The sequence below is a fragment of the Rhizobium sp. ZPR4 genome (assembly GCF_040215725.1).
GTDB lineage: Bacteria > Pseudomonadota > Alphaproteobacteria > Rhizobiales > Rhizobiaceae > Rhizobium > Rhizobium rhizogenes_D.
The window spans coordinates 68,671-92,602 of the sequence record NZ_CP157972.1; the positions used below are offsets into that span (position 1 = coordinate 68,671).

At 56.7% G+C, this 23,932-nt stretch carries 22 protein-coding genes; 8 read left to right on the top strand and 14 right to left on the bottom strand.

Features of this window, described 5'->3' with window-relative positions; all coding sequences use genetic code 11:
- Positions 1-10: 10 nt before the first annotated feature.
- Entirely contained in the window at positions 11-4,834 is a 4,824-nt protein-coding gene (locus tag ABOK31_RS35550; protein WP_349963373.1) for a calcium-binding protein, read from the bottom strand.
- Between the two features lie 1,365 nt (positions 4,835-6,199).
- Here ABOK31_RS35550 and ABOK31_RS35555 point away from each other — a divergent pair.
- Together ABOK31_RS35555 and ABOK31_RS35560 are read left to right on the top strand one after the other, a co-directional pair.
- Positions 6,200-6,571, top strand: a complete 372-nt coding sequence (locus ABOK31_RS35555) for a hypothetical protein (RefSeq protein ID WP_349963375.1) — start codon at positions 6,200-6,202, stop codon at positions 6,569-6,571.
- A gap of 290 nt (positions 6,572-6,861) precedes the next feature.
- Positions 6,862-7,248, top strand: a complete 387-nt coding sequence (locus tag ABOK31_RS35560; protein WP_349963376.1) for a hypothetical protein — start codon at positions 6,862-6,864, stop codon at positions 7,246-7,248.
- Positions 7,249-7,380: 132 nt separating this feature from the next.
- Here the strand turns inward: ABOK31_RS35560 and ABOK31_RS35565 are convergent, their stop codons facing one another.
- The 3 genes from ABOK31_RS35565 to ABOK31_RS35575 all read right to left on the bottom strand — a co-directional run bounded on the left by ABOK31_RS35565 (position 7,381) and on the right by ABOK31_RS35575 (position 10,484).
- Positions 7,381-8,190, bottom strand: a complete 810-nt coding sequence (locus tag ABOK31_RS35565) for an autoinducer binding domain-containing protein (RefSeq protein WP_349963378.1) — start codon at positions 8,188-8,190, stop codon at positions 7,381-7,383.
- 208 nt (positions 8,191-8,398) lie between these two features.
- Positions 8,399-9,316 (bottom strand): GlcNAc-transferase family protein, encoded by a 918-nt coding sequence (locus ABOK31_RS35570; RefSeq protein WP_349963380.1) that lies wholly within the window; start codon positions 9,314-9,316, stop codon positions 8,399-8,401.
- A gap of 583 nt (positions 9,317-9,899) precedes the next feature.
- Positions 9,900-10,484: an AAA family ATPase gene (locus ABOK31_RS35575; RefSeq protein ID WP_349963381.1), complete on the bottom strand. Its 585-nt coding sequence runs from the start codon at positions 10,482-10,484 to the stop codon at positions 9,900-9,902.
- Positions 10,485-10,793: 309 nt separating this feature from the next.
- Here ABOK31_RS35575 and ABOK31_RS35580 point away from each other — a divergent pair, with 309 nt between their 5' ends.
- The 5 genes from ABOK31_RS35580 (at position 10,794) to ABOK31_RS35600 (ending at position 13,249) form a co-directional block, all read left to right on the top strand.
- Positions 10,794-11,063, top strand: coding sequence for a hypothetical protein (locus ABOK31_RS35580; RefSeq protein ID WP_349963382.1), 270 nt, complete (start codon positions 10,794-10,796; stop codon positions 11,061-11,063).
- 104 nt (positions 11,064-11,167) lie between these two features.
- Entirely contained in the window at positions 11,168-11,542 is a 375-nt protein-coding gene (locus ABOK31_RS35585; RefSeq protein WP_349963384.1) for a type II toxin-antitoxin system RelE/ParE family toxin, read from the top strand.
- Positions 11,539-11,835, top strand: a complete 297-nt coding sequence (locus ABOK31_RS35590; RefSeq protein WP_349963385.1) for a helix-turn-helix domain-containing protein — start codon at positions 11,539-11,541, stop codon at positions 11,833-11,835. The genes ABOK31_RS35585 and ABOK31_RS35590 overlap by 4 nt, the downstream gene beginning before the upstream one ends.
- Before the next feature lie 197 nt (positions 11,836-12,032).
- On the top strand, positions 12,033-12,863 hold the full coding sequence (locus ABOK31_RS35595) for a DUF433 domain-containing protein (protein ID WP_349963386.1): 831 nt from the start codon (positions 12,033-12,035) through the stop codon (positions 12,861-12,863).
- Complete coding sequence (locus ABOK31_RS35600; RefSeq protein WP_349963387.1) at positions 12,860-13,249, top strand: DUF5615 family PIN-like protein; 390 nt, start codon at positions 12,860-12,862, stop codon at positions 13,247-13,249. The genes ABOK31_RS35595 and ABOK31_RS35600 overlap by 4 nt, the downstream gene beginning before the upstream one ends.
- Before the next feature lie 212 nt (positions 13,250-13,461).
- Here ABOK31_RS35600 and ABOK31_RS35605 read toward each other — a convergent pair whose 3' ends face one another.
- Positions 13,462-13,899 (bottom strand): hypothetical protein, encoded by a 438-nt coding sequence (locus ABOK31_RS35605; RefSeq protein ID WP_349963389.1) that lies wholly within the window; start codon positions 13,897-13,899, stop codon positions 13,462-13,464.
- Between the two features lie 207 nt (positions 13,900-14,106).
- Here ABOK31_RS35605 and ABOK31_RS35610 point away from each other — a divergent pair, with 207 nt between their 5' ends.
- A complete protein-coding gene (locus ABOK31_RS35610) occupies positions 14,107-14,871 on the top strand; it encodes a hypothetical protein (protein ID WP_349963390.1) in 765 nt (254 codons plus the stop codon).
- 417 nt (positions 14,872-15,288) lie between these two features.
- Here ABOK31_RS35610 and ABOK31_RS35615 read toward each other — a convergent pair whose 3' ends face one another.
- The 9 genes from ABOK31_RS35615 to ABOK31_RS35655 all read right to left on the bottom strand — a co-directional run bounded on the left by ABOK31_RS35615 (position 15,289) and on the right by ABOK31_RS35655 (position 23,931).
- The gene (locus ABOK31_RS35615) at positions 15,289-17,670 is read right to left on the bottom strand and encodes a type IV secretory system conjugative DNA transfer family protein (RefSeq protein ID WP_349963392.1); all 2,382 of its coding nucleotides are present in this window, start codon (positions 17,668-17,670) and stop codon (positions 15,289-15,291) included.
- On the bottom strand, positions 17,667-18,770 hold the full coding sequence (virB11, locus tag ABOK31_RS35620) for a P-type DNA transfer ATPase VirB11 (protein ID WP_349963393.1): 1,104 nt from the start codon (positions 18,768-18,770) through the stop codon (positions 17,667-17,669). Before virB11 ends, ABOK31_RS35615 begins: the two co-directional genes overlap by 4 nt.
- Entirely contained in the window at positions 18,739-19,992 is a 1,254-nt protein-coding gene (gene virB10 / locus ABOK31_RS35625; RefSeq protein WP_349963395.1) for a type IV secretion system protein VirB10, read from the bottom strand. The genes virB11 and virB10 overlap by 32 nt, the downstream gene beginning before the upstream one ends.
- Positions 19,982-20,788, bottom strand: a complete 807-nt coding sequence (locus ABOK31_RS35630; protein WP_349963396.1) for a TrbG/VirB9 family P-type conjugative transfer protein — start codon at positions 20,786-20,788, stop codon at positions 19,982-19,984. The genes virB10 and ABOK31_RS35630 overlap by 11 nt, the downstream gene beginning before the upstream one ends.
- Positions 20,785-21,546: a type IV secretion system protein gene (locus ABOK31_RS35635; RefSeq protein ID WP_349963397.1), complete on the bottom strand. Its 762-nt coding sequence runs from the start codon at positions 21,544-21,546 to the stop codon at positions 20,785-20,787. Before ABOK31_RS35635 ends, ABOK31_RS35630 begins: the two co-directional genes overlap by 4 nt.
- A 109-nt stretch (positions 21,547-21,655) precedes the next feature.
- Positions 21,656-22,702 (bottom strand): type IV secretion system protein, encoded by a 1,047-nt coding sequence (locus tag ABOK31_RS35640; RefSeq protein ID WP_349963398.1) that lies wholly within the window; start codon positions 22,700-22,702, stop codon positions 21,656-21,658.
- 15 nt (positions 22,703-22,717) lie between these two features.
- Positions 22,718-22,915, bottom strand: a complete 198-nt coding sequence (locus ABOK31_RS35645; RefSeq protein WP_349963400.1) for a hypothetical protein — start codon at positions 22,913-22,915, stop codon at positions 22,718-22,720.
- Between the two features lie 27 nt (positions 22,916-22,942).
- Complete coding sequence (locus ABOK31_RS35650; RefSeq protein WP_349963402.1) at positions 22,943-23,680, bottom strand: type IV secretion system protein; 738 nt, start codon at positions 23,678-23,680, stop codon at positions 22,943-22,945.
- The gene (locus tag ABOK31_RS35655) at positions 23,677-23,931 is read right to left on the bottom strand and encodes a hypothetical protein (protein WP_349963403.1); all 255 of its coding nucleotides are present in this window, start codon (positions 23,929-23,931) and stop codon (positions 23,677-23,679) included. Before ABOK31_RS35655 ends, ABOK31_RS35650 begins: the two co-directional genes overlap by 4 nt.
- Between the last annotated feature and the right edge of the window lies 1 nt (position 23,932).

Here is a 23,932-nt window from a genome sequence, read left to right on the forward strand (position 1 = left end):
TGTTCAGACCTTAAGCAATGAACCGGACGTCGTCCTGATGCAGGTTTGCCAGGGCCACGTTCTTTAACGTGATGGTGTTTCCTGCATCATGCGTGATGACCGTATCATTACCGACCTGAGCGGCGGCAGCCAGAACGTCTTCGAAATCGGCAAAGAGACTATTGTCGAATTCGAGCACATCGACCGATCCCGCTCCAGCCTGGAAGTCGGTAATCGTGTCTATTCCGAAGTTGGGTTTGAAGACGATGATGTCGTTTCCGGCTCCGGTCGTGATCGTGTCGTTACCAGCATCACCGAACAAGGTATCATTAGCGCCGGTGCCGCCCAAGGTGTCATTGCCCGTCGTGCCTCTGATCCAGGCCGCAGCCTGAATCTGGGCGCGGTCCCAGACCGTTCCGTCGGCGAACTGAATCTGCTCGATACCCCAGTTGGCGGTGGCCGAGTAGAATTGCTCGTCGAGAGTTATCACATGGCCGGTGCTGTTGACCTTGATCGTCGCGTGCACCCCGGAGCGGCTGAACGTCAGATCGCCGACATTGAGGTCCGTGAACCTGACGACATCGACGTCGGTCGTCGAACCGGATTCGTCATCGATATAATCGCTGCCGTCGCCGGAAGCGTAGATGTAGGTGTCGCTGCCCGCGCCACTGTTGAAGCGATCGTCACCCAAGCCACCAGCAAAGGTATCATTTCCGCTGGTGCCACTCAGGGTATCGTTTCCGCTCGTGCCCCTGATCCAGGCTGCATCCTTGATCTGGTCCCGGTTCCATGTCGTCCCGTTGGCGAACTCGATCTGCTCGACCCCCCAATTGGCGGTGGCCGAATAGAGCTGTTCATCAAGGGTGATGACGTGGCCGGTGCTGTTGACCGTGATCTTCACGTGGGTTCCGGAACGGCTGAAGGTGACGTCTCCCACATTGAGATCGGTCAACTTCACAATATCGATGTCGGTGGTGGAACCGGATTCGTCATCGATATAATCGCTACCGTCGCCGGAAGCATAGATGTAGGTGTCGCTGCCAGCTCCGCTGTTGAAGCGATCATCGCCGAGGCCGCCGATGAACACGTCATTGCCATTGGTCCCGGCGAGGATGTCATTGCCACTGGTGCCGTAGATGACGACCTTGCCCTGCAGGTAGGTGTCGAGGCTCCAGTCATTGCCTCCCAGGACAGTACCGTCCGCAAAGGTGATGCGCTCGATCCCACCGGCCTGGTTGAACTGGTTCTTGAGCGTAATGGTCTCGCCGTTCTGCAGAACGCGGATGACGACGTCGCTCGTGTTGCCGCTTGGTCGTTCGAACCGGATGTCCGCAAGGTTCAGATCCGCGAAGGCCAGGGTGTCGACGTCGGTCCCCGACGTGACCTCGGTGATGACGTCGTTGCCATCTCCCAAGCGGTAGACATAGGTATCGCTGCCGGCCAGTCCATTGAGGGCATCGTTTCCAAGGCCCGCACGGATCTGGCTGTCCGACCCTGCCGTGCCGGTGATGGTGTCATTGCCATCCGAGCCGGCGATGTAGGCGACATTTGCAATCATATCCGCGCGCGACCAGGTCGTGCCGTTCGCGAAGACGATCTTTTCGATACCCCGCTCATAGGGACTATCGAGAGTATCCTTGACCAGAATCGAGTCTGCGTCGCCGGCACCCGGCGCACTTTCGGCAATAAGGATGGTGAGATCGGTCCCATTGCGTACCAGGGTGACATCGGCCGGGTTGATGTTGGAAAAGACGAGCCGGTCGTTGGTGCCGTTCCAGTTGTCCTCGGTGATGGTGTCATTGCCATCGCCACGAGCATAGACATAGGTGTCGTCTCCGCTGGCGCCATTCAGGGCATCGTCGCCCGCGCCGCCGGAGATAACGTCGGCCACGTTGAAGCCGGCGATCGTATCGTTGCCGGCTGTCGCGGCCTGCTCGAGCAGCAACACCCTGATCTGGGCACGGGTCCACGTTGTGCCATCGGCGAAGACGATCTTTTCGATCCCTCGCTCGTAAATATCGTTGAGCGTGTCCTTGACCAGGATCGAGCCTGCGTCGCCCGCACCGGGAGCGCTCTCAGGGATGACAATGGTCAGATCCGCGCCGTTGCGGGTTAGCCGGACGTCGGCCGGGTTGATATCGGAGAAGACAAGCTGGTCGTTGGTGCCGTTCCAGTTATCCTCGGTGATGGTGTCATTGCCATCGCCGCGAGCATAGACATAGGTGTCGTCTCCGCTGGCGCCATTCAGGGCATCATCGCCCGCGCCGCCGGAGATCGTGTCTCCAACGTTGAAGCCGGCGATCGTATCGTTTCCGGCTGTCGCGGCCTGCTCCAGCAGCAACACCCTGATCTGGGCTCGGGTCCAAGTCGTGCCATCGGCGAAGACGACCTTTTCGATCCCTCGCTCGTAAATATCGTTGAGCGTGTCCTTGATCAGGATCGAGCCTGCGTCGCCGGCGCCGGGAGCGCTCTCGGGGATGACAATGGTCAGATCCGCGCCGTTGCGGGTTAGCCTGACGTCGGCCGGGTTGATATCGGAAAAGACAAGCTGGTCGTTCGTGCCGTTCCAGTTATCCTCGGTGATGGTGTCGTTGCCATCGCCACGAGCATAGACGTAGGTGTCGTCTCCGCTGGCGCCATTCAGGGCATCGTCGCCCGCGCCGCCGGAGATAACGTCGGCCACGTTGAACCCGGCGATCGTATCATTGCCGGCTGTCGCGGCCTGCTCGAGCAGCAACACCCTGATCTGGGCACGGGTCCACGTTGTGCCATCGGCGAAGACGATCTTTTCGATCCCTCGCTCGTAAATATCGTTGAGCGTGTCCTTGACCAGGATCGAGCCTGCATCACCGGCGCCGGGAGCGCTCTCAGGGATGACAATGGTCAGATCCGCGCCGTTGCGAACCAACCTGACGTCGGCCGGGTTGATATCGGAAAAGACAAGCTGGTCGTTCGTGCCGTTCCAGTTGTCCTCGGTGATGGTGTCGTTGCCATCGCCACGAGCATAGACATAGGTGTCGTTTCCACCCTTGCCATTGAGGGCATCGTCGCCGAGCCCACCCGCAATCAGGTCGGCGTTGCTGGTGCCGTTGATCGTGTCGTTACCGGATGTTCCTGACTGGTCCAGCAGTAGGCCGACATAGGTCGCTCTGGTCCAGATGGTCCCGTCGGCAAAGACGATCTTTTCGACACCACGTTCATAGGTACCGTCGAGGGTATCCTTGATCAGGATCGAGCCTGCATCACCGGCGCCGGGAGCGCTCTCCGCGATAACAATGGTCAGATCCGTTCCGTTGCGCACCAATCTGACGTCGGCCGGGTTGATGTTGGAGAAGACAAGCTGGTCGTTGGTACCGCTCCAGTTTCCCTCGGTGATGGTGTCATTGCCGTCGCCACGGGCATAGACGTAGGTATCGTTACCGGCGCCGCCGTCGATGATGTCATTGCCTTTGCCGCCCGCATAGGTGTCGCCGGTCCCGAAACCGGTAATGATATCGTTGCCGACGGTCCGGGCCGAGGCGATGGCCTGGGCGCGGATTTGCGCTGAATCCCACGTCGTGCCGTCGGCAAACACGATCCGCTCGACACCCTGCTCATAGGGAGTCCCGAGCGTGCTCTTGATCAGAATCGAACCTACGTCGCCCGCACCGGGAGCACTCTCAACGATCGTGATCAGCAGATCGGTCCCAGAAAAGCTGATCGTGACATCGGCCGGGTTGATGTCGGAAAAGACGAGCCGGTCGTTGGTGCCGTTCCAGTTATCCTCGGTGATGGTGTCGTTGCCATCGCCACGAGTATAGACATAGGTGTCATCTCCGCTGGCGCCATTGAGGGCATCGTCGCCAGCGCCGCCGGCGATAACGTCGGGCACGTTGAAGCCGGCGATCGTATCGTTTCCGGCTGTCGCGGCCTGCTCCAGCAGCAACACCCTGATCTGGGCTCGGGTCCAAGTCGTGCCATCGGCGAAGACGACCTTTTCGATCCCTCGCTCGTAAATATCGTTGAGCGTGTCCTTGATCAGGATCGAGCCTGCATCACCGGCGCCGGGAGCGCTCTCGGGGATGACAATGGTCAGATCCGCGCCGTTGCGAACCAGCCGGACATCGGCCGGGTTGATATCGGAAAAGACGAGCCGGTCGTTGGTGCCGTTCCAGTTGTCCTCGGTGATGGTGTCATTGCCATCACCACGGGCATAGACGTAGGTGTCATCTCCGCTGGCGCCATTGAGGGCATCGTCGCCCGCGCCGCCGGCGATAACGTCGGCCACATTGAAGCCGGCGATGGTATCATTGCCGGCTGTTGCTGCCTGCTCCAGCAGCAACACCCTGATCTGGGCACGGGTCCAGGTCGTGCCGTCGGCGAAGACGATCTTTTCGATCCCTCGCTCGTAAATATCGTTGAGCGTGTCCTTGACGAGAATCGAGCCTGCATCACCGGCGCCGGGAGCGCTCTCGGGGATGACAATGGTCAGATCCGCGCCGTTGCGAACCAGCCGGACATCGGCCGGGTTGATGTCGGAGAAGACAAGCTGGTCGTTGGTGCCGTTCCAGTTTCCCTCGCTGATGGTGTCATTGCCGTCGCCGCGGGCATAGACGTAGGTGTCGCTGCCCGAACCACCACTCAAGACATCGTTGCCAAGGCCAGCGAGGATGACGTCATTTCCGGAGGTGCCAAACACATTGTCCGCTTCCGTTGTACCCCCAGTCAGCTTTCCGGCGTCGGTGAAGGCTGCCACAAATGCGGCCAGACCCAAACGGCCCGGCTCCGCTTCCGCCACCTTCGAAAGCAGGTATGCTTTGAAAGCGGCCGTGTCATTATCAAAATATTCGTATTTCAGCCCCTGAAGGCTGACCATTGCCTTGGCATAGTAATCAAATTTAGCTCGGTCGTCTGACGGCGCCAATGCTAGTACATAGCTCGGTATGTTACCTATTTCATTCTTAAACCGATCCCCTTCAACCCTATACGCGAGAGACGTCAAAGAGAGAAATGGGCTATCAAGCACAATTTCGACATCTGCACCCAATTCAAGCGCCGACATCGCCGATTGCGACAGGAACCGCGTCAACAAAACATCAACGACCGTATCAAATGATGACCTGATTACCTCTGCGTAGCGCGAGCCAATAACTTGGCTGGTGCCATCAACTAGCTCGGATCCAAAATACGTCTCGAGAAAGGCAACGATCCTGCCGTCAATGCTATTTCCCCGATCGTTCGTGGGAACATCGCTTACATCAGCCCAGGAAAGTAATAGGGCTTCAAATCGCGGACGAATTTGCTCCGCAGGCAGCGTGAAGATATCTTTGACAAAAGCCTCGGCCAACTGGCGCAGGTTATCATCCAACGTCATCGAATACGACAGATCTGGGAGAAGGCCATAGCCCTTCAGATTCGGCAATATCCGAGCTTCTGCCGAGAGCTCAAATCCCGCCGGCATATCCCATCGAGATACAGCCGGATTCGTATTGAAGAGCACGGCTTCCGCCAGACCGTTGCTACCATCTGTCCGTGTGAACGATCCTTCAAACGCAATCTGATTACCGGCAGTCACACGATTGGAGGCAGTCGCGTTCACATTGATCGATTCAACACCGTAATCGGCAAGCGAGAACAGTTCGCCGGCCTCGGAGATACCGTTGCCATTTAGATCCCGCCAAAGCTTTAGCCCCGCAAACTCAGCGTCGCTAGCGTCAACCTTACCATCCCCATTGCTATCATAACGACGGAGGGCAGTGAAGCCGTCCTCGTCAGGACTTCCAAAAAGCTCCGAGATCCCATCTACAACACCGTTTTCGTTGTCGTCATGAATGAGAAATGCGTCGTCGGGTTTTAGCCAGCCCGTTTTCTCAGCAAAACCATCTCTCTGATAATCAAAGTGGGCACGGGATTCCGCAAGTGAGATGAGCTCAACACCATCACCGTCGAGATCCAGAACCAGTGGATCGCGCGGTGGCGCCGGGGGCGCGGGAGGCCATCCTGTCGGTTCCTCGGACGGCGACTCAGTCGGTGGTTCCGTTGGCGGCTCGGTCGGCGGTTCAGTCGGTGGCTCTGTGGGCTGTTCCGTCGGCTCTTCTGTCGGCGGCTCCGGCGGCGGATATTCATCGCCTGCAATCGAATCGCGCAGATCATCGTACAGCCGCTGGTCAAAGCCGGGGTCACGCAAAGGCCAGGGCAGGCCGTCGTTGTTTATCGATCCATCAGGATTCTGGGTTGCCCCATGATCGATATCCTGATCGTCAACGGCGCGCTCGTACTGATCCGAGATAAAATCGCGAACTGCACCTTCATTAAAGGGCTTATTCGAAAAGTCCTTCTTCAACTCGTCGACAATCGCGTCGGTCTTGGCGGACTTTTCCAACGTCCGATATGCATGCCGCTGGAATTTCTCAGCCTCATCCGGGGTCAGATGACCGACCTGCTCACCCATCATTTCGAGCATTTCTCTGAAAACATTCGAAGGAATCTTAATATCGGCCATGAAATTTCCCGTTACTCCAGAAGGTCGCAGCTATACTTCCGACGCTTTCCATTGTCCGCTAAGGTTGTCAATATATCAAAACTGACGTATAGCGAGTGCCATCCAGCTTAGGCAGCCTGCCTACCAAATCGTAGGCGCCAAGTTTCCGATCACGGTCATAAGGAAGAGCACGACGAAACGACGTTATCTAAGAACAGGCTTTGATAATGTTCGCGGAGCCAATCCATTGGAAACACATTTGGCTTGGCACCCTTCCACATCAATCAACGGTTGTTAACGTTGCAAAGAGAATCTTCTTTGCTTTGATGATGAGATACGAGACGATCAAAATCGGAACGCCAACCGGATGAGCGAACTTAGGATGCCGGAGGCTAAAATCAATAAACAGTTCAGGATGTTCAATGTTCAGAATTCTCTTTCTCATTGCTGCGATCGTTACCTGCTCAAACGCCGTCGCTGGCGATAACAAGTCCGCAAATCCTTTCTCAAATCACCAAGTCAATGAAAAAAGAGAAAGACAAGAGAACTTGTTCCGATGCGCCGCTGCGTATGGCATCTGGATGAAGATAGCTGAGGAAAAAAAGGAGGCCGATAATGCCCAAAGATACACCGCTAGATTCGAGAAGCTATCGAAAGACGCCCAGAACTCCTTTGCGGCACTAGGCAAGGGCGAGAATGAGGCGGACAATCATCTTCAAAAACACGTTGACACCCTGGTCAAGTTCGCAACGAGCGACGGGCACGTCCTCCCGGCCATAAAGACATTTTGCGACAGGGAGTTTCCGTAATTTGCGTAGCCAAATCGGCGGCGCTGGCATGAGGCAGTATTATAGCGTACTTCCGTCGTGAGGCCCCAAAGGCTTCTCGCCAGCATATTGTTTGTGAGCCTAAACCACCGCCAAATCCAGTAGCCGCGGGCGTCAAACGGAAGTGAATGCTATTTCAACCTCTTGTAATAGCCGTGACATGAAAACGGCTGCAAAGCAACACGCCGCGGTCAGCCGAGCGCGTATAAAACCCAGACTGACGCCTTTTGCGACGGCGTCAGCTTTCGATCGTGCTCCCAGACGATGTTGTGCCCGGCGAAGATGCATTCTCACGGTATGAACCGATATCCCCATTCTATCGGCAATCCTTGCTGGCCTGTCACCGTCGGCAAAGAGCTGCAGACAATGGCTTTCTTGCCTGCTGAGCACAACGGTGTTGTTGCGAACTAGCTGGCCTTTAGCTTTCTGATGCAGATAGAGACCGAGCAAGGTGAGCTCGGGCTTCAGGCCACGCCGAAAGACCTTCCATTTTATTTCATCGTCGATATATACGATAAAGCTTAAGATCGCGGAGTCTCCATCGGCATCGTGTATCGGAATTGTCATTCCCCGTTGACCGAGACCTGCACCGAAAGCGTCTGAAAAATGTGTTGCAATACTGGGCATTTGGGAACCTGCGGTGGCCCAATCGAACGGTAAGTTACTCACACGACCGAGCTTTGCGATGAGATCGATATCAAAATACCTTTGCTCCAGATAGCGCTCTACCCACCCCGAAATATCGATTCCATAGATCGGCAGTGCTGTACGATCAACCCCATCAATGTCCAGCGCTTGATAATAGAGGGAAGCAACGCCATAAAGCAGTCGCAGCTCCTGAAGTGCTGCATCAATCATCGCCGATGAGTTGATGGAATCCACAATTTCGAAAGCTGTATTAAAGCGCGTTCCAACATTAATCATTGAAATACTCGATAGACCTATTTTGAAATTGTATTCTTTGATTTGGATAATAGATCGCTATGCGGGATTACGTTAGCTTCTCTTACTATTGGTAGTCAATTTCGTGAAAGCGATTGCTATCTGGACCTCCGGTCCATGCATGTTTTCAGCTTTCTCTCTCACCACTAGCCCTCGTTCAGAAGATCAAGCGCGTCGGGCATGATCAACGTCAGCTACTGGATTGTATTGTAAACGAGCCCAGCTCTAGATATTGTTTTATCGTTCGCGTTGTGCCCGTTGAGTAGGCTCTGCCTAGCGATCCGTTGAGTAGTTCGCCGAGGCGCTCATTGGCTCTGACGCGCATCGAATGCCATTTCTCGACTCGCTCATCATCAAAAGCCTTGTCCCAATGGAGCGGAGGCTCACCTCCTGAACGCTTTTTGTAAAGGTGGTACAACGGCAGCCTGTTCGGATGCCAAATATCCCAGCCATGCGTGAACGCACGGATTGATACGTTCTGTTCCTCACCGTGGAAATACATATAGGGATCATAAGGGATCTCTTCGACAAAATATCCCCTGGTAAAAAGAAATGCTGCTGATATCTGGAAGCCAGGAATATCGATCATCTCATTCGAATTTTCGCAAGCGAACAACACCACGGGATCTGATAGACGTATCACGTTCGATTTTGGTACCAACTTCAACGTGCATGCGGTGAAACGTTTTTTCCTGACGTTCCCATCCGGTTGAAGTTCAAAGCCAAAGGGGCGCGTCGAAACGATGACCTTGCTGCTTTTGCTGATGCGCGAAATAGTTTCAAGTGTGTCTATAAGTGTGACATCCCAATTCCTGTCAAAGCAAGTATGGGAATCGATTTGAAGAAAATAGTCCTCCTCCAGATATAGCGTCATCGCGAGTGCCCTTGCCCAGCTCACTCCGCGTGAGTGATGGGGATGGACGTGAAGATAGGCAACCTGACCCATTTCGGCCGGTAGGCTAGACTCGGACGACGAAATGCTTTGATCCACAATTCCGAACCGAAGTCGATCCGGAAATCTGGCCTTCTCGATCGCGCTCTTTACGGTGAAATTGAGCATCGGGTCGCAAAATCCAGCGATGCTAATAAATATTCGTGCCTTATTCATCCTCACCATGTCCCGCGTGATTGGGACGATACACTCACTCTCACCTTCAAATTTTGACGCCAACGCAACGCAGTTCGTTGTATGACGCTTATTGCCTAAAATCGATGGCGCCCGGATGTGCTCGACTAATTTTCTACAACCAAAACATAATGTCTGCCATCATTGGAATCAAGCAACGCTTGTGACCAGGGCAGGCGTAAAATTGGTGATATAGGTGTTATTATTCCTATGCCTACTGAAACATCCGTGGCTCAGCCTGTGCAACCTCACACGTCGCGAACTAGTCCGGGGAAGTTCCATAAGCTATCTTATCTGTGATTAGTCGGCTAATGATATTCTTTCCGTTTTCGAGTTATGCATTCAATACATTTCAATGGCTTAACATTAATTGTTTTGGCCGTCCCGGTGCTGTTAGCAACTCACGCCCGTCGATCGGAAGCCCACGAAGCTCCGTTCAAGATGGCAGTTCGTACCCGATGGCTTCCTCAATCTCCAAGGTCTTCCTGACTGCGGGACGCTCCATCATGCGGTTATAAAAAGCTTCCAGGAGTGGCAATGAAGCCTCATTCTCTGTTTCAGATTTTCAGATGCCCCGAACTCGATCAGCTGAGGGAAAATTTATCGTCGTGGTCTTCTGGAGCCAAGCGATAACAGCATCCGTACAAGAACCCGGCGAAAGGCTGGTGTTATCGATTTCCACGGAAGCGGTCGCTCCATCTGTGAGTAGCTTTCGTGTCCGAAGTAGTTCAGCCAGCAGCTCCGGATTTCGCTTCTTGCGGTGTGCTTCACGATCTCCATTGATCATGCGCCGGGCGTTTTCATCCTCCGAACACGATAATGTAACGGAATAGACACTGCAGCCTCGACGCTCGGCCAATGACAGGATGGCCCGCCAGTTGTCGATCAGGAAGCTGCTAGAGCCGCCTGAAGCCACAACACCGGTCATCACCACCGGTTCACTTGAAGGCAACCTGGATATTGCTTCAAACGCCAAATCTCTCGTTTTCGTCGCCAGCTCGTAATATGCAGGAGTGCCCCGATCCGTCAGTGCGATGGCGATATTTAGCAGGGTGTGATTATCTAGAAATCGAGCCCCCAACCGCTCCGCGACAATCTTGCCGACGGTATACTTGCCAACCCCAGGCCATCCATTGAGATGAATGATCATCGTACGCTCCGTTCGGGGACAGCGAATACGCTACCCGCCGTCACTCATGATGTGGGGCAAAGAGGGATTGCGACAAGAATCGCTTGGGCGACGTGCTGGAAAATCAGGGATCAATGAAAACAGACCGTGCGATATCGGGCAGGTGACGCAAAACCAATACCTGCCCGATTGCCGGGTATTCAACTGCGTGGCGTCGTAAAGCTCGCAAGTCATGGTAAATATTTGATTACGTCTATTCGGTAGTGGCGATCCCTTTGAAATTGGCCACGACGACTCCCATCTCTCTGCCGCTTGTTTTCGGGAGAGACAATGAGAGACTTTGTGAATGCGACCTTCGGGCCAGTTGAACTCAACATCATCAGTCAGGCATTGGAAGAGTGGCGAACTTCAATTGGTATCGACCGTGCCGCCCCGGAGTACGAAATCGCGGCCGCCACCGTCGTCACCTTGTTCAGAGAGGGAAATCGCACGCTTCCCGAACTGCGTACTGCAATTGCGGCCCACCAATGGCTTTCCCGGGATGCTTTGGAGTTGTTGCGCGCCGCGCCCAGCACCGAAAATAGCGCTTTGGCTGATTGACGAAAGAACGGCCGCGCTCAAGGCAGGGAAGGTAACGCGCGAGGCATACGGGATTTCCGTATGTTTACTTGACAAAGGTGCGGAATTTCCGTAGTTGTCGACGCATGCATACGGTGATCGAAACTCCTGCCTATTTAGCGTCAGCCAAAGATGAGAGCGTGACAGAGGATGAGCGCAATGCCATCGTGTCGTATCTCGCAGCCAACCCGGACGCTGGCGTCATAATGTCGGGAACGGGCGGAGCCAGGAAGCTGCGCTTTGCCGCACGCGGTAAGGGCAAGAGCGGCGGTTATCGTATCATCACCTTCTATGCTGACGAGGATATCCCGGTTTTTCTTCTGGATATCTACAGCAAGGATACACAAGCAAATCTGTCCCAGGCGGAGCGCAACGAGCTTCGCGAAATCCTGACAGCCCTTCCGCAAGCATGGCGAAAGAGCGTCAGCGAGCAGGTTAAGAAGATCAGGAGTCGAAAATGAGCAAAGCAGGATCACGCATTTTGCAAGGCGCACGGGAAGCTCTTGCCTTTGCCAAGGGCGAAGCGGACGCCGTGGATTTTGCCATCCATATTCCGGCCGAAGTGGACGTCAAGGCCATTCGACAGAAGCTGGGATTGTCGCAGCAGGCCTTCGCGACGCGATATGGATTTTCAGTCGGCCGCCTCAGGGATTGGGAACAAAAGCGTTCCAGCATCGATGCTCCCTCTCGAATTTTGTTGACCGTCATCGACAAGGAACCCGAGGCGGTCGACCGCGCTCTGTCCGCGGCCTGATCGATTTCTCGATCATTACTACCGTGCGCCGCATCCAGCGACGCTTGTCAGGTGCGAGAGGTGCCAAAATCCGCTCGGCATGAGGCGACCAAACAAGCTTAACCCCCAAGATTGTGAGCAGCGCTCAGTTTCTGAAGAGCCATTTCAGATGCTGGATATCGACCTTCCGGGTAGACCATTTCGCGGACCAGTCACGCATGGCTTCGCGGACGATTTCACTGCTACTTGTAATTCAGCACTGGAAAATGATCCCGCCAATGTCAGGAATTACAAAGAATTATCGTGAAGATCGGCGTCGAACCCTTATGCCAATTTACAGAATTGGGATCGTGCTGGCGGCTCATGTTGGAAATAGCTGGAAATTACCGGCGCGATCGCCTATATCTATCCAGGAATTTGGAAGGATTACCGATATGGCCATGAACATCACGCTGACCGCAAGCGAAGCGGCATCCGTTACGGGTGTGCCGCTCAAACAGGTCAATCGTATTATCGATGCTGGCCTCATGCGCGGCTTCGTGCGGAAGGAACGGGGTAGCCGATTGATTGCTTCGCCTGCCCTTATAGGACTAAGGCTCGCTTACCTCACGGCCGAGGCTCTGACGCCTTCTACGCGCCAACGGATCCTCCAGAAGGTTTTGTCGGACCAGACGAGGACTAAGGTCGAGGAAGCACCTTTGACGGTCGACCTGCAGCCTGTAATCCTGGAAGTCCAGGCCGGTCTTGATCGGTTGGAAAGGGTCCGGCAGGCAGTCAAGGCCGATCCGGCTATTCTTGGTGGAGAGCCGGTTTTGGCCGGCACTCGAGTGGCTGTTCACGACATCGCCGATATGCTGAACGCCGGTGAAAGCGTGGATGCGGTTGCGACTGCCTACCCACACCTAACCCGCGATCAGATTAGCCTCGCCTCGGAGTACGCCACTGCTTACCCTCGGAGAGGGCGGCCGCGGGGAAAGCCTGCCTGGCGGGCGAAACCGCCGAAGAATACTCGGACACTCAAGCTTGACGACCTTCCGAGCGTATCTTGAAGCTGCTCATCGACGAATGCCTCAGTCCCACGCTCGCTACCATCGCTCGCGAGCGTGGACTTGAAGAATCAACGTGTATTCCTTGGTTGGGTATGTCTGGACAGGCCGACCATAGTGTCGCGCGCCGAGCAGTCGACGATGGCTATATCCTCGTAACGCATAACACTGCTGATTTCTTGCCGCTCTATCAGCAAGAAGAGGTTCATGTCGGCTTGATTGCGCTTAACACCGCTGCGGGCTTAATGTCACTGGCTCTTCAGCAGCGACTGCTTCTACTCGCGCTGCAGACACTTGAAGGCCAGGAGCATTGGAACGAAGTCCTGGAAATTTCTGTCGCCGCAGACGGGACCGTCACCGTTGAGCAATATGATCTACCGGCCGTGTGACCTATGGATCGCAGCAAAAACTGAGGTCGCTCGCAAATTCGAGTCTAGATTTGTAATCAACGCCGAACCATCTTCGCAACGAAAACTGGGGTCCATGAGCGTTCGTTTGCAAAGTTGCGCTTGTGATACAAGACGCGCGGCATGTCCGACCTCGCGACAGCGGTGCCTCACCGCCAATGCCATGAAGCACCAAGGAAACGATAGCCGCACTTTTACTGGGAATCGGCAGGCGCCAATATGCGGCGGACAATATCGACTCTCTCACATGTGCTTGCCGCTGGCACGACTTCAAGTTTTTGGCCAGCAACGAAACCGTCTTGTGGACGTCCCAATTCTTTCGTCACCTCGCAACTGTAAGATTGTCCATGATAGTTTCGCAGATAAGCAATCTTGCCGTATGTCGCGGTGTAATTTGCCTTCCCGGTCTCAATGTGCACTTCCCAGACGGAGGTAATTGTCGCCACGGAATGCGGGAAGTGCGACACGCGCCAGTTCCAGAAGATTGCCGCAAGCACAGCGCCAATTGCCAAAGGCACGATGAAGGTCAACGGGAGCCACCAGGGCGTTTCAGATGTGGGCGGCTTTTCGTTGAGCTCCAACCGAGCTTCGATGAAGACGATATCAGATCGCGGATCCTGACTATGGTCCATTTGTGCGTTCCACTCGAAACAACTACTGTGATATAGCGATACCCGTTTAAGTTTTCATGTCCATTTCCAAAAAGCTCTCCCGGAGGCGAACAAGGCTAACCTCACTCGGAGACATCGTCCCGATGCGGAGGTGTGGGTCGCCCTTCGGATACTAATCATGACAATCCTTCCTTGACCGCTTGATCCTCATCGCCAGTGGAGTTTGCAATGAAGAAGCCGCAACGAACGGCACTCAAGACGCCAAAGGCGGCCAAGAAGCCCCGCAAAAAGAGCTCCTCACAGCAGGCGGGGCTGACCTGGATACATTTCGCCATCATAATCGCCGCTGCCGGGATCATATTGTTCCTCGTTCCTCGACATTGGGCACAATTTCCCTGGATAATTGGCCCAGTCGCTTGGCTAGCAACAATCGTAGCCGTTATCTCTTTCCTGCGCTCACTGATTACACGCAAAGGGCTGACGCTAGGGTCGTTGGCTAGCTGCATGGCTCTTGCAGCCTTTATTGTCGCCGGCGCGATATTCCTGCTGTCCCCTCCAACGGGGCCGCTGTTGACGTTGTTGCTTGCACAGGTTTCGGCAGCAATCCTTGCGATCGTTTTAGCCCTCCCCTTGCGGATGCTCCAAGTCGGCCCCCACCCGATCCGTCACGCGGAAATTCGACCGATAACCAATCTTGAATCACTCGGCCGGTTGCTGCTAGGCACACTGCCCGTGCTAGTTTTATGGGATGGTCTGACGACTATATTTTACCATACGCACTGCGAGGATCTGACCATATTGACAGATGCTCAGAGGTGCTCGAATGGCGAAGTTCTGCTGGGGGCCCATGGCCCGTTCGCGGATATCTACTACGCCGCTTACTTTGGAATTATGGCGTTTGCGCCGCTGATCTTATCCGCCTTCCAGGCGGTTCGGCATCGAGCGAAGCGCTCTGACGATATGGGAAAGATTCCTGAGGACGGCTTGAACTGACATGGCAAAAGGGCAGGATCGTTAGATGAATTTCCCGGGAACTTCGACGAGGTTGGTAATCTATAGGGTATCGCTAGTGGTGCTTTGCCTGGTGGCGCTTATGATTTGGATGGAAACAATTGAGCTTTTGGCAATAGTTCTTTTGGCATGCTTGCCTGGAATCCTAAACGAGCAGCTTAAGGCCCAATTTGGCGAGCAGAAGAAGAAGTACTATGTCCCGGGTCGATTTTTAGCGCCCTACCAGTTGTTCGTGTTCGTTTGGAATGGCTTTCGATCACAACGGGGCTAGGCCGCACAATCGCCGCAGTGTTCAGGCGCATTCCGACCAAGGATTATCAAATTGGATCTCTACCAGTTCGCGCAACAATTCAACGAAAGTTCCGGGCGAATGTGTAAGGGGCCGTTGGCGACGAGACCCTAGCTCGAAACATCGAGCCGGTTCTCTTCTTCAGATTCAGACATGGAATTTGCCAGGGCCCCCCGCAAGGCAATAAGGGCGCCTGAAAGAGCGCTCGGATCGTTCAATGACCCCTCGCCGATATCAGCATCGGCCACATTGGGGATCTGCACTATAATCTCGTTAGCCGATGCAAATCCCAAGTCCAACAGATCTGTTCCCTCCTCTTCCAGATCAGCTCTTTCCGCACTCTTGGTAGCACTTAAACCTATATGGGATGGTACAATACCACCCGGCCCGAAAAACAACCCCTCGAGTTCCTCCTTGTCTGCGAGCCGCGACGCGATCACAGCCCAACGCGCTTCCGAAACCACCCGTCGCAAGCTCCATACCGAGGTGAGTGCCGCTTTCCGGACCTGATAATCCCTGGTGAACGGCATAGTTCCTCCCCGCAGCTCCCCAATCGTCTCAGGCGCCGTCCGTAGCCGAAACAATAAATCGGCCGTCACCTTGTCGGCGGTCGCCTCCATCGCAAGCCGAAACGCATGCATGAGAGGGGCAGGATCAGCAAACACTGCCTTTGCCTGCTCAAACACGTCCCTCTCATGGTCGACGCTCCCGGAACGAGACTGCGCAGGGGCTTCCGCAACGACGCCTACCCGCCGCTCCGCCGGCTGAGGCTCGAATAGCGGCCATTCAGCCCGGATCTGGAGTTCTGGGACGGTAAGCTCGCCTTTCCATACATCGGCGTCCCGCCGGCGCGCGACGAAGCGGGGATCCGTATAGAAACTCAGCTTGTTGAGGACTGCCCCATAGCCACTGCGCACCTGCAGGATCGTATTGTCGTCGTCCAGGCGCTGGACGGCGCCCGGATCCATCAATGGCACGAGCTCAAATCGCCCAGAGGATGCTTGCTTTCCAAGAAGCCCTTTTTGCCTGCCCCACCCTTCCCGCTCCTCATATTTGCGGCCGAGATTGTCGGAGACGATCTTGGCGGTAAAATCATCGCCGACCGCGATGCTGAGTTTGATATCCATGTTGCCAAGAAGGGCGTTGCGCGTTTGTTGGCCATAACGCTCATCGAGCTGCGGAATGTTTTGAGCGACCAGTGCGATCGTCAACCCGTAGCCGGCGACCAGCGGCGCCCGCTTGATGATTTCCGGGAGACGCTCGAATTGATAGAACTCGTCGAGCATCATCAGGATCTTGTGCGGCTCGTCGGCGCCAGGCAGTGACCGCAGCATCACGTCATGGATTTGCTGGATCAGTAGACGAATGATCGGCTCGACCGTCCCGAAATCCGAGACGGGAGCGGCGATGAATAGCGACAGCGGCTTGCGGCGGAGCTCCCGGATGTCGAAATCGCTCGCGGCGCAAGCTTCTGATATCAGGAGATTGTTGAAGACGGAAAGCGCTGTGGTGACATGCCCTTCGAAGGACGGACGTTGTTCCTCGTCGCGGCCAAGATGCTGGCGGAAACTGCCGAGGATGAACTGGTCAAGGTCCGGCTCCGCGGCAATGATGTCCGTCAGGACGACCGAGAAGGATCGACCGGTCGAGAACATGCGCAGCACCGAGCGCAAATTGCGCCGCCCCTCCATGGTCTTTGACTCGAGGACGTAGCCGAGGATGCCTGCGAGCAAACCGCGTGCTGTCTTTTTCCAATAGCCGTCTTCCTTCTCGCTAGTCGGCAGTAATGTCGCCGCCAGATTGATCAGATCCGTCGATCGTTCAGGCCACGGTCGAACGAAGTCGAGCGGATTCCATTGATGCGAATGTGCAGATCCCGGCGCGAAGACGAAGCAGCGCTGTCCCATCGCGATCCGTGCTGGCCCCGTCAGCTTGTAGTTCTCCCGTTTGACGTCGAGGACGATGACCGATCCCTGGTATTCGAGAAGGTTCGGCATGACGAAGCCGCGGCCTTTACCAGAGCGGGAGGGGCCATTGACGAAGAAGTGGCTATCGCCGCTATAGCGCACATCGACAGCCGCTCTGCCCTTGCCGAATGTGCCGAGCAGGACGGATTTGCCGGGAATGCCGCCCAGCAGACCCGCGCTTTCCAGATCCTCGAGCGTGGCAAAACGAGATCCCCCGGCCGGAGGACGGACCTGCCAAGGCCGTTTGATCAAGAGCGCCAGCCCACCGGCAACAATTGTCGCCTGCACCAGCATCGAAACTGTCGCCACGGAAATCAGTTTTGAGACGGCCGGATTACCGAAATAGATCCAGGCCTGCTTTGCCGGCATGAATATGTCTCCCCCGGCAAAACTCTTCCACATCGTGGAGCTTTTCAGGAGCAGGAAGGATGCGGCGGCGTAGCTCGCGGACCAGCTGTAGAAGGCGGCGCCGGCGCTAAGGATTGGCCCTCCTATTGCCAGCGCCAGTTTCTCGACGCGGTTCATCGACCGCCCCATTTGCTGAAATAGATCTCGCGCACGCCGCGCTTCATCGTCGCCGGATCACGGGCCACTTGAATGACCACGGGCACGACGAAGCGGACGAATTCCATCAGCTCCGCTTTGGTGAGACCAAGGCCGGCCTGCATGGTCGTCATCGCCAATCGCTCATAGGCGCCAAGGGGATTGTCGGCATGTAGTGTCGAGATCGAACCAGGATGCCCGGTATTGACCGCCTGCAGGAAGCTGAAGGCTTCAGCGCCGCGGATCTCGCCCATAAAAATGCGATCCGGACGCAGACGAAGGGCGGCTTCCAGGCACTCCTGGATTGTGGTGCGCGCTCTGCCCTGCCCGCCTTTCGAGGCGAGGAGCGCCAGATAGTTCGGCTGCGGCGGCTTAAGCTCTCTGGTGTCCTCGATCGACACCAGCCGCTCCCACTCCGGAACATCCTTGAGAAGGCCGTTGAAGAAGGTTGTCTTGCCGCTCGACGTCCCCCCGGAGATCAACATGGTGACCCGATTTTCGACTGCAAAGCGCAGCCATTCACGCCGCGCCTTTGGCGACGTGTCCTGCAGCCGCTCGATCAATCCGATATCCAGCTCGCTGAGGTCTCCGACGTCACCACTCCTCGGACCGCTGATCCTCACATTGTCCAAACCACCGAGGCCGAGATAGTCATCGAGGGTCATGTCGCGAATGACCTGCTTGCGAATGGCAAAGGCGCCGCCGGATGCAGCAACCGGCGACAAGACCGCCTGGAAACGCTCGCCGTTCGGCATGGCGGCCGACAGAAGCGGTGTTTCCTCATTGACGCTCTGCTGGGTGGTGCCGGCAATCATCTGGGCAAGTGCAATGATCGCCTTAGTGTCGAGATCAGGCACGACATGGCGGATCATATGACTGACAGCCATGCTCTCGATCCAGATTTCTCCGGGGCGGTTGCACATGATCTCGATGACATCGGGATCTTCCAGCCACCGCCTGATCGGCTGGGCGGTCTGCCTGACATAGATGGGCAGACTGTCCCACAGGGATGCCGGCTCCTTCACCGAAGGAGCTGTTAGTTCGATCAGCTCAATGTCTGGCCTTGGCGCGACGAAGTTCATTGACGGCTTCCTTGACCGGATCGGGATAGAGCGAGGAGAAATCGAGATCCTTGCGGACGAAGACCATGATTTCCGTGCCCTGATCGACATGGATTGTCGGCGGAATATTGATTGAATCCTTCAAGGCGATGTTCGCCATATCCGCCATGGTCTGGGACAAGGTCTGCTGCGCTTGCGTTTGTGCGTTCGAGCTCGTTGACGACGTAGCGGAATTGCTCGATCCATCGCTGTTGAGGCCGGCGACAAAAGACGAGACGCCGCCAACGAGACTGAGGACCGCGGCGGCGCCAAATCGCTCGAGATAATGCTTGTCGACGAAACCGGTCAGGCCCGAGCGACCGAGATCGTCGGTCCCATAGGAGCCGAGCGCGACGGAGGTGCCGTCGCTGCGCAGAGCCCGCGTCCAGACGATCAGGATTCGTGTTTGTCCCCGCGCCATGCCGCTCTTGTATTCGCCCGTCAGCATGGTCCCTTTGGGTAAAAGGACCCGCCGGCCGTCGAAGGAATAGATATCGGTCGAGATCACCGCCCGCACCATGCCCGGCAGATCCGACTGGATTGCCGTCTCCAGCACGCCGCGGATCAGCGTTCCCTGTGGAATGAGGGCATCGATACGGTCGTTACGCGACGCAGTGACCGTCTCGACATCCTGCGATCCCACCGATTGCACGAATTTGCGGTTGGGATCATCCTCGACGGTCATTGCTGAACCCGTCCCCTGCCCTGATGTTCCACCAACGATCGAGGCGGAATCGTTGCCTCTGGTTGCCTGGTCGACGACCAGCATGTTCGACTGAAGTCGCGCGATACGCAGTGCCTCCGCCTTTCTGGCCCGTTCCGCCTCTTCAGCTGCTCGGCGAGCGGCGTCATCGTCGACGGCAGGCTGAATGACGACGGGTGCCTGTACTTGAACCGGAGGCGCCTCCGTGACCACCGGTGTCGGTTGAGGTGGCGTCAGCACAAGCTTGTTGTCGGTTGGCGTCGCGGGCGGATTCTGCGGGTCGAAGTTCAGATTGCCGGCATGGCTTGCCGTGCGAAACTCTTCTTTCTCCCCAGCCTTCTTCGATCCATCCGGGCGGATGAAACTGACATAGCCGGCATAGGCGAGAACTCCGAGCGCGACCGATGCCAGCAGGATCGGCATCAATTTGCCGCGCCTGCGGTCGGCGGGTCGAGCGACCGTTTCAACGATGCGCGCCTCTTCCTCAAAATCAATGGCCACGGCTGATCTCCAAAAGTTTGCTGTCGACCGGCCTGCTCAACGCCATCGCAGGCTTCAGATTGAAGACACAGGTGGCGACTTTGCCCGAGCGCAGCGTCCACTGACGCGCCACCTTGTCGATGACGATGTAGTCGCCTTCGCGCCGGTAATTGACGAGAGACTCGCTGCCATCGGATTTGACCGCGAAAAATGCCGGGACTTCGCCGCCGAACTGGAAGAATGTCTTGGTGCCGTCGTCGAACGCCGAGGTGGGTCTGTTGTCGACCGCACCCTTGTAGCCATAGTCGTAGTTCAGGCGGCCGGGATTGGCCAAAGCGGCCTTGACGTTTGGCATGGCGGCATTCTGCCGGGCCGTGGCGAGCAGGTTCGCGTCGGTTGAATCCTCCGGATAGGAAAAGCGCAGCTTGACGACGGCCGTCCTGGTATTGCCGGGCTTCGCCCCATTGAGGAAGAAGGTATAGACCCGCTTCGAGGTGATGACGTTCATGTTCGTCTGTGCGTCCGGCTGCAACGGCTTGATAAACAGGAAGCGTTTTGACTGATCGGGGACAGCTTGCCAGGCCAGAGTGTCGCCCATGGCAACGGTCGCGATCTGCTCGTCGTCATTGAAGACGATCATTGTCGAGACGCCCATCATGCCGGCGAGATAGACGATATTGTCCTTCTGGAAGGGAACGGTGCGAATCCGCTCATCCGCCTTGACCGATTGCGGTTGCACCTCAGCCGAAGCAAATGGCGCCTGCACCAACAAAGCTACGCCGATCGCACTCGCTGACAGGAGAAGACTTATTTTCACTGGTTCTCCTCCCCGGATGTGACCGTTTCCTGATCGCGGCGATATTCGGTCACCTGGAAGCCGAGGGGATTGTCGAAGCGCCAGTCATTGCGCATCGGTTCCGACGTGTACTTGAAACGGACATTGGCGACCCAATGGTCGGTGACCGTTGGGCCTGACGAACCGGAGCGCGTCGTCGAGAAGCGCACGGCCGCGGTACTGTCGTTGAGAAAGATGACGCTCTTGACGAAGACACTAACGCCAGTGTTCGGGCCGTACAGCTTGACGGGATTGTTGGGGTTGGCGCCGGAATAGGTGTTGGCGAGATCCGAAGCCGCCTTCCCGGTCGAATAGAGCGAAGCCAGATCGTAGTTGTCGCGCAGGCCCTTTGGATCATAGGTCTCGCGGGCACGGATGAAGCGGACGATGTTTGCCCGTGTCACCGCCTCATTCTGGGTGAGATCACCACGTTCCTGGAGAGGGCGGCTCGCCTCGACATAGCCTGTGGTCTTGTCGACCTCGAGCACGACGACATCGAAGGACTTTAAGGGGAGTAATGCCCAAAGAAGCCCTATAGCGCCGGCAAGCGCCATGCCAAGGGCAACCGAGACCGACCGCCACGCGCCGCGCGAAACAGTGACCGATCGATAGACGGAGCGTTCCCAGCGCTCGCCTTCGCTGTAGTAGCGAGGATCGATCTCCTTGGCGACGGCATCGAGCAATTCAGCCGTTCTGGCTGATGCCCCTGCTTTCTCAGGCCTATTGTCATGGGTACCCATTGCTACTCCTGGAATCATGGTTGAGCATCAACCGGCGATGCTGTTTGCCTGCGGCATTCTGGATTTGTCGGGCCAGGATCTGGTGTGATGTGATCTGGCGTGGTGGGACCTACCTGCGTGCGTTCTGGGCGGCCGCGCGCACCTGGGCAGCAGCCGGATCGCCGTCACTGATCATGCCGGATTGTCCCCGCATTCTGGTTGCCATCGCGCCGCCGGCGTCGACTGCTCCTCTTGCCGCACCTGCAATGCCAGTCGTCCCAAGCACAGCCGCGATCCACATGCTGCGCGTCGCAAACCTGCCGGCGAGCCCGGCTTGCCCGTCGATCCGGGGGCCACCGCCGGCAACAGCCAATGCGACCGGGATCGAATGCAGAAGCAGGTAGATGGTGACGATCGACATCATCAGGAATGGCGCGACCGTCGTCATATTGGCGCCGCTGGCATCAGCGCTCAGCGCATCCACCCTGCCCTTCAGCAGCGTCAGCATCAGGCCGAGGATGACATAGACGATGATCGGCAGCAGGGCGTAACCGGCCAAACTGCCGATCCAGCCATCGACGACGCGCGAGGTCAGATTGAAGAGCGCGCAGCACAGCACGATCGGCCCGATCGCCAGCAGAATGAACATGGTCATCTTGCCGATCATTAGCAAAGTGACGGCCACCGCACAGAGGATACAGACGACGGCAAGCACGACGATGGCAAGAATGTACATGCCAACAGCCGTAATGCCCGCGGCGTCGACCATGGCTTTGACGACAGCCATGCCTCCGTTCCAGATATCAGTCATACCCTGGCTGATTGACGAGCCGGAGGAACCATCGCCACCGCAATCGCTGCCGCCCGTTGCCTGGCACACGACCGCCGCCATGGCGTCGGGCGCCTTCAAGAGCGGATTGACGATCAGCGGCTGATAGGTGGCCCAGGAGGTGATGAGAGTGTAGCAGATGAAGGCGCGGCCGAACCGCCAGACGAAGGCGCCCGCGGTCATCTGCGCCCGTCCGAACAGCATCTCGTAACCCCACCAGACGACGTAGACGGCAAGTCCCGCCAGAAACACCGGGCCGAGATTGGTCGCAAGCGTCGTGTACATGCTCTGCACGGCGCTGACGCCCATCGTATCGATCTTGCCGAACAGGATGTCGAAGGGGTTCATGAGAAGAGCATTCCTTTAGAGGACCGTGACGCCGTTCTGGCGCACCATTGGTCCACAAGCGGTGAGATCCGTGGCAAAGGCGGAGGACGAAAAAATCGACCCGGCCGCAGCCGAACACGGCGCCTTCAGCTCTTTGTGACCGGCGCATCCCGGCAAGGCTGCGAAGGCGGCCATGCCCATGCCGAGAACAATGACCCGCAATCTGCCCTTCATGATGTGCCTGTCCCGTTTCATTCGTGATCAATTGCCAATGAACGATGCCTTGGCCGGATCGTAGGTCATGAACTCCGACGTGGCGGCTTCGGCGGCGAGCTGCCGCATCTGTTCGGCGTTCAGCGCCGCATTGCCGGCGTTGACGGCGCCGACGAGCTCGTTGACGGTTTGGGCGGTCTGGGTCTGGACCTGAGAGTTCTGGTCGATCGATCCCTTGATGTCGCTGGCCGTGCCAATCTGCGATTGCACGCCCTGGAACGCCGTCGAACGCTGCTGTGTGGCGCTTTGTGTGCCGGCGATGGAGGCGGTCAGCGCCGTCGCCGTATTGACCAGGCCCTGGTAGGCCTTGTCGCCGCGCGTCATTCCGGAGCTGCTTAGCTGGCCCGAGAGGGATTTCACCAGATTGAGGCCGTTGAGGATCGTAGCTGCCGTATTGCCGAACGAGCCGAGATTGCCCCACGCCATCTGTCCCTGCAGAAGCGAGGAGAAGTCGGGTGCGTTGCCCATGGAGAACCCGCTGCCAAGCGCGGTACCTGCGATGTCAGCGGTGGAACGATTGCCGGTCACGGCGGCCAGCGTCTTGTTGACCGTCTGCAGGATGTCACCGTTCGACGACATGATCTGGGCGGTGTTTTCGGCCGTCTTCGTCGCTTGCGACAGCGTCGCGTCATCGCGAACCGGCACCTCGGCATAGGCGCTTGTGACCGGGATCGCCATGGTAGCGGTTGCCACGGCAAGCGCTGTCTTCATGATCATCTTGCTCATTTTACCTCTCCGGATGTGTTGGCCGACGGCTTGGCCGCACCTGCATTGGCCTTTGATGATGCTGGCCCGTCATCAGTGAACGAGAGCTTGCTCGGGTCGTAGTCCATGACGCGCTTTGCAGCTCTTTCGGCTGCGGCCTGTCTTGCCTGCTGCTCGCCAATGAAGATGTTGGCTCGAACCAGGACCACCACCAGCGCGCTTGCCGCGGCCACGCCCAGTATCTTGACCACCAGTCCTGTCGGGATCGTCATC

Coding starts and splice junctions, on each gene's coding strand:
- ABOK31_RS35550 (WP_349963373.1), bottom strand. CDS start 4,834: ATGGTCAGCCTTCAGGGGCTGAAATACGAATATTTTGATAATGACACG.
- ABOK31_RS35555 (WP_349963375.1), top strand. CDS start 6,200: ATGATCGATATCCTGATCGTCAACGGCGCGCTCGTACTGATCCGAGAT.
- ABOK31_RS35560 (WP_349963376.1), top strand. CDS start 6,862: ATGTTCAGAATTCTCTTTCTCATTGCTGCGATCGTTACCTGCTCAAAC.
- ABOK31_RS35565 (WP_349963378.1), bottom strand. CDS start 8,190: ATGATTAATGTTGGAACGCGCTTTAATACAGCTTTCGAAATTGTGGAT.
- ABOK31_RS35570 (WP_349963380.1), bottom strand. CDS start 9,316: ATGAATAAGGCACGAATATTTATTAGCATCGCTGGATTTTGCGACCCG.
- ABOK31_RS35575 (WP_349963381.1), bottom strand. CDS start 10,484: ATGATCATTCATCTCAATGGATGGCCTGGGGTTGGCAAGTATACCGTC.
- ABOK31_RS35580 (WP_349963382.1), top strand. CDS start 10,794: ATGAGAGACTTTGTGAATGCGACCTTCGGGCCAGTTGAACTCAACATC.
- ABOK31_RS35585 (WP_349963384.1), top strand. CDS start 11,168: ATGCATACGGTGATCGAAACTCCTGCCTATTTAGCGTCAGCCAAAGAT.
- ABOK31_RS35590 (WP_349963385.1), top strand. CDS start 11,539: ATGAGCAAAGCAGGATCACGCATTTTGCAAGGCGCACGGGAAGCTCTT.
- ABOK31_RS35595 (WP_349963386.1), top strand. CDS start 12,033: ATGGCTTCGCGGACGATTTCACTGCTACTTGTAATTCAGCACTGGAAA.
- ABOK31_RS35605 (WP_349963389.1), bottom strand. CDS start 13,899: ATGGACCATAGTCAGGATCCGCGATCTGATATCGTCTTCATCGAAGCT.
- ABOK31_RS35610 (WP_349963390.1), top strand. CDS start 14,107: ATGAAGAAGCCGCAACGAACGGCACTCAAGACGCCAAAGGCGGCCAAG.
- ABOK31_RS35615 (WP_349963392.1), bottom strand. CDS start 17,670: ATGAACCGCGTCGAGAAACTGGCGCTGGCAATAGGAGGGCCAATCCTT.
- virB11 (WP_349963393.1), bottom strand. CDS start 18,770: ATGAACTTCGTCGCGCCAAGGCCAGACATTGAGCTGATCGAACTAACA.
- ABOK31_RS35635 (WP_349963397.1), bottom strand. CDS start 21,546: ATGGGTACCCATGACAATAGGCCTGAGAAAGCAGGGGCATCAGCCAGA.
- ABOK31_RS35640 (WP_349963398.1), bottom strand. CDS start 22,702: ATGAACCCCTTCGACATCCTGTTCGGCAAGATCGATACGATGGGCGTC.
- ABOK31_RS35645 (WP_349963400.1), bottom strand. CDS start 22,915: ATGAAGGGCAGATTGCGGGTCATTGTTCTCGGCATGGGCATGGCCGCC.
- ABOK31_RS35650 (WP_349963402.1), bottom strand. CDS start 23,680: ATGAGCAAGATGATCATGAAGACAGCGCTTGCCGTGGCAACCGCTACC.
- ABOK31_RS35655 (WP_349963403.1), bottom strand. CDS start 23,931: ATGACGATCCCGACAGGACTGGTGGTCAAGATACTGGGCGTGGCCGCG.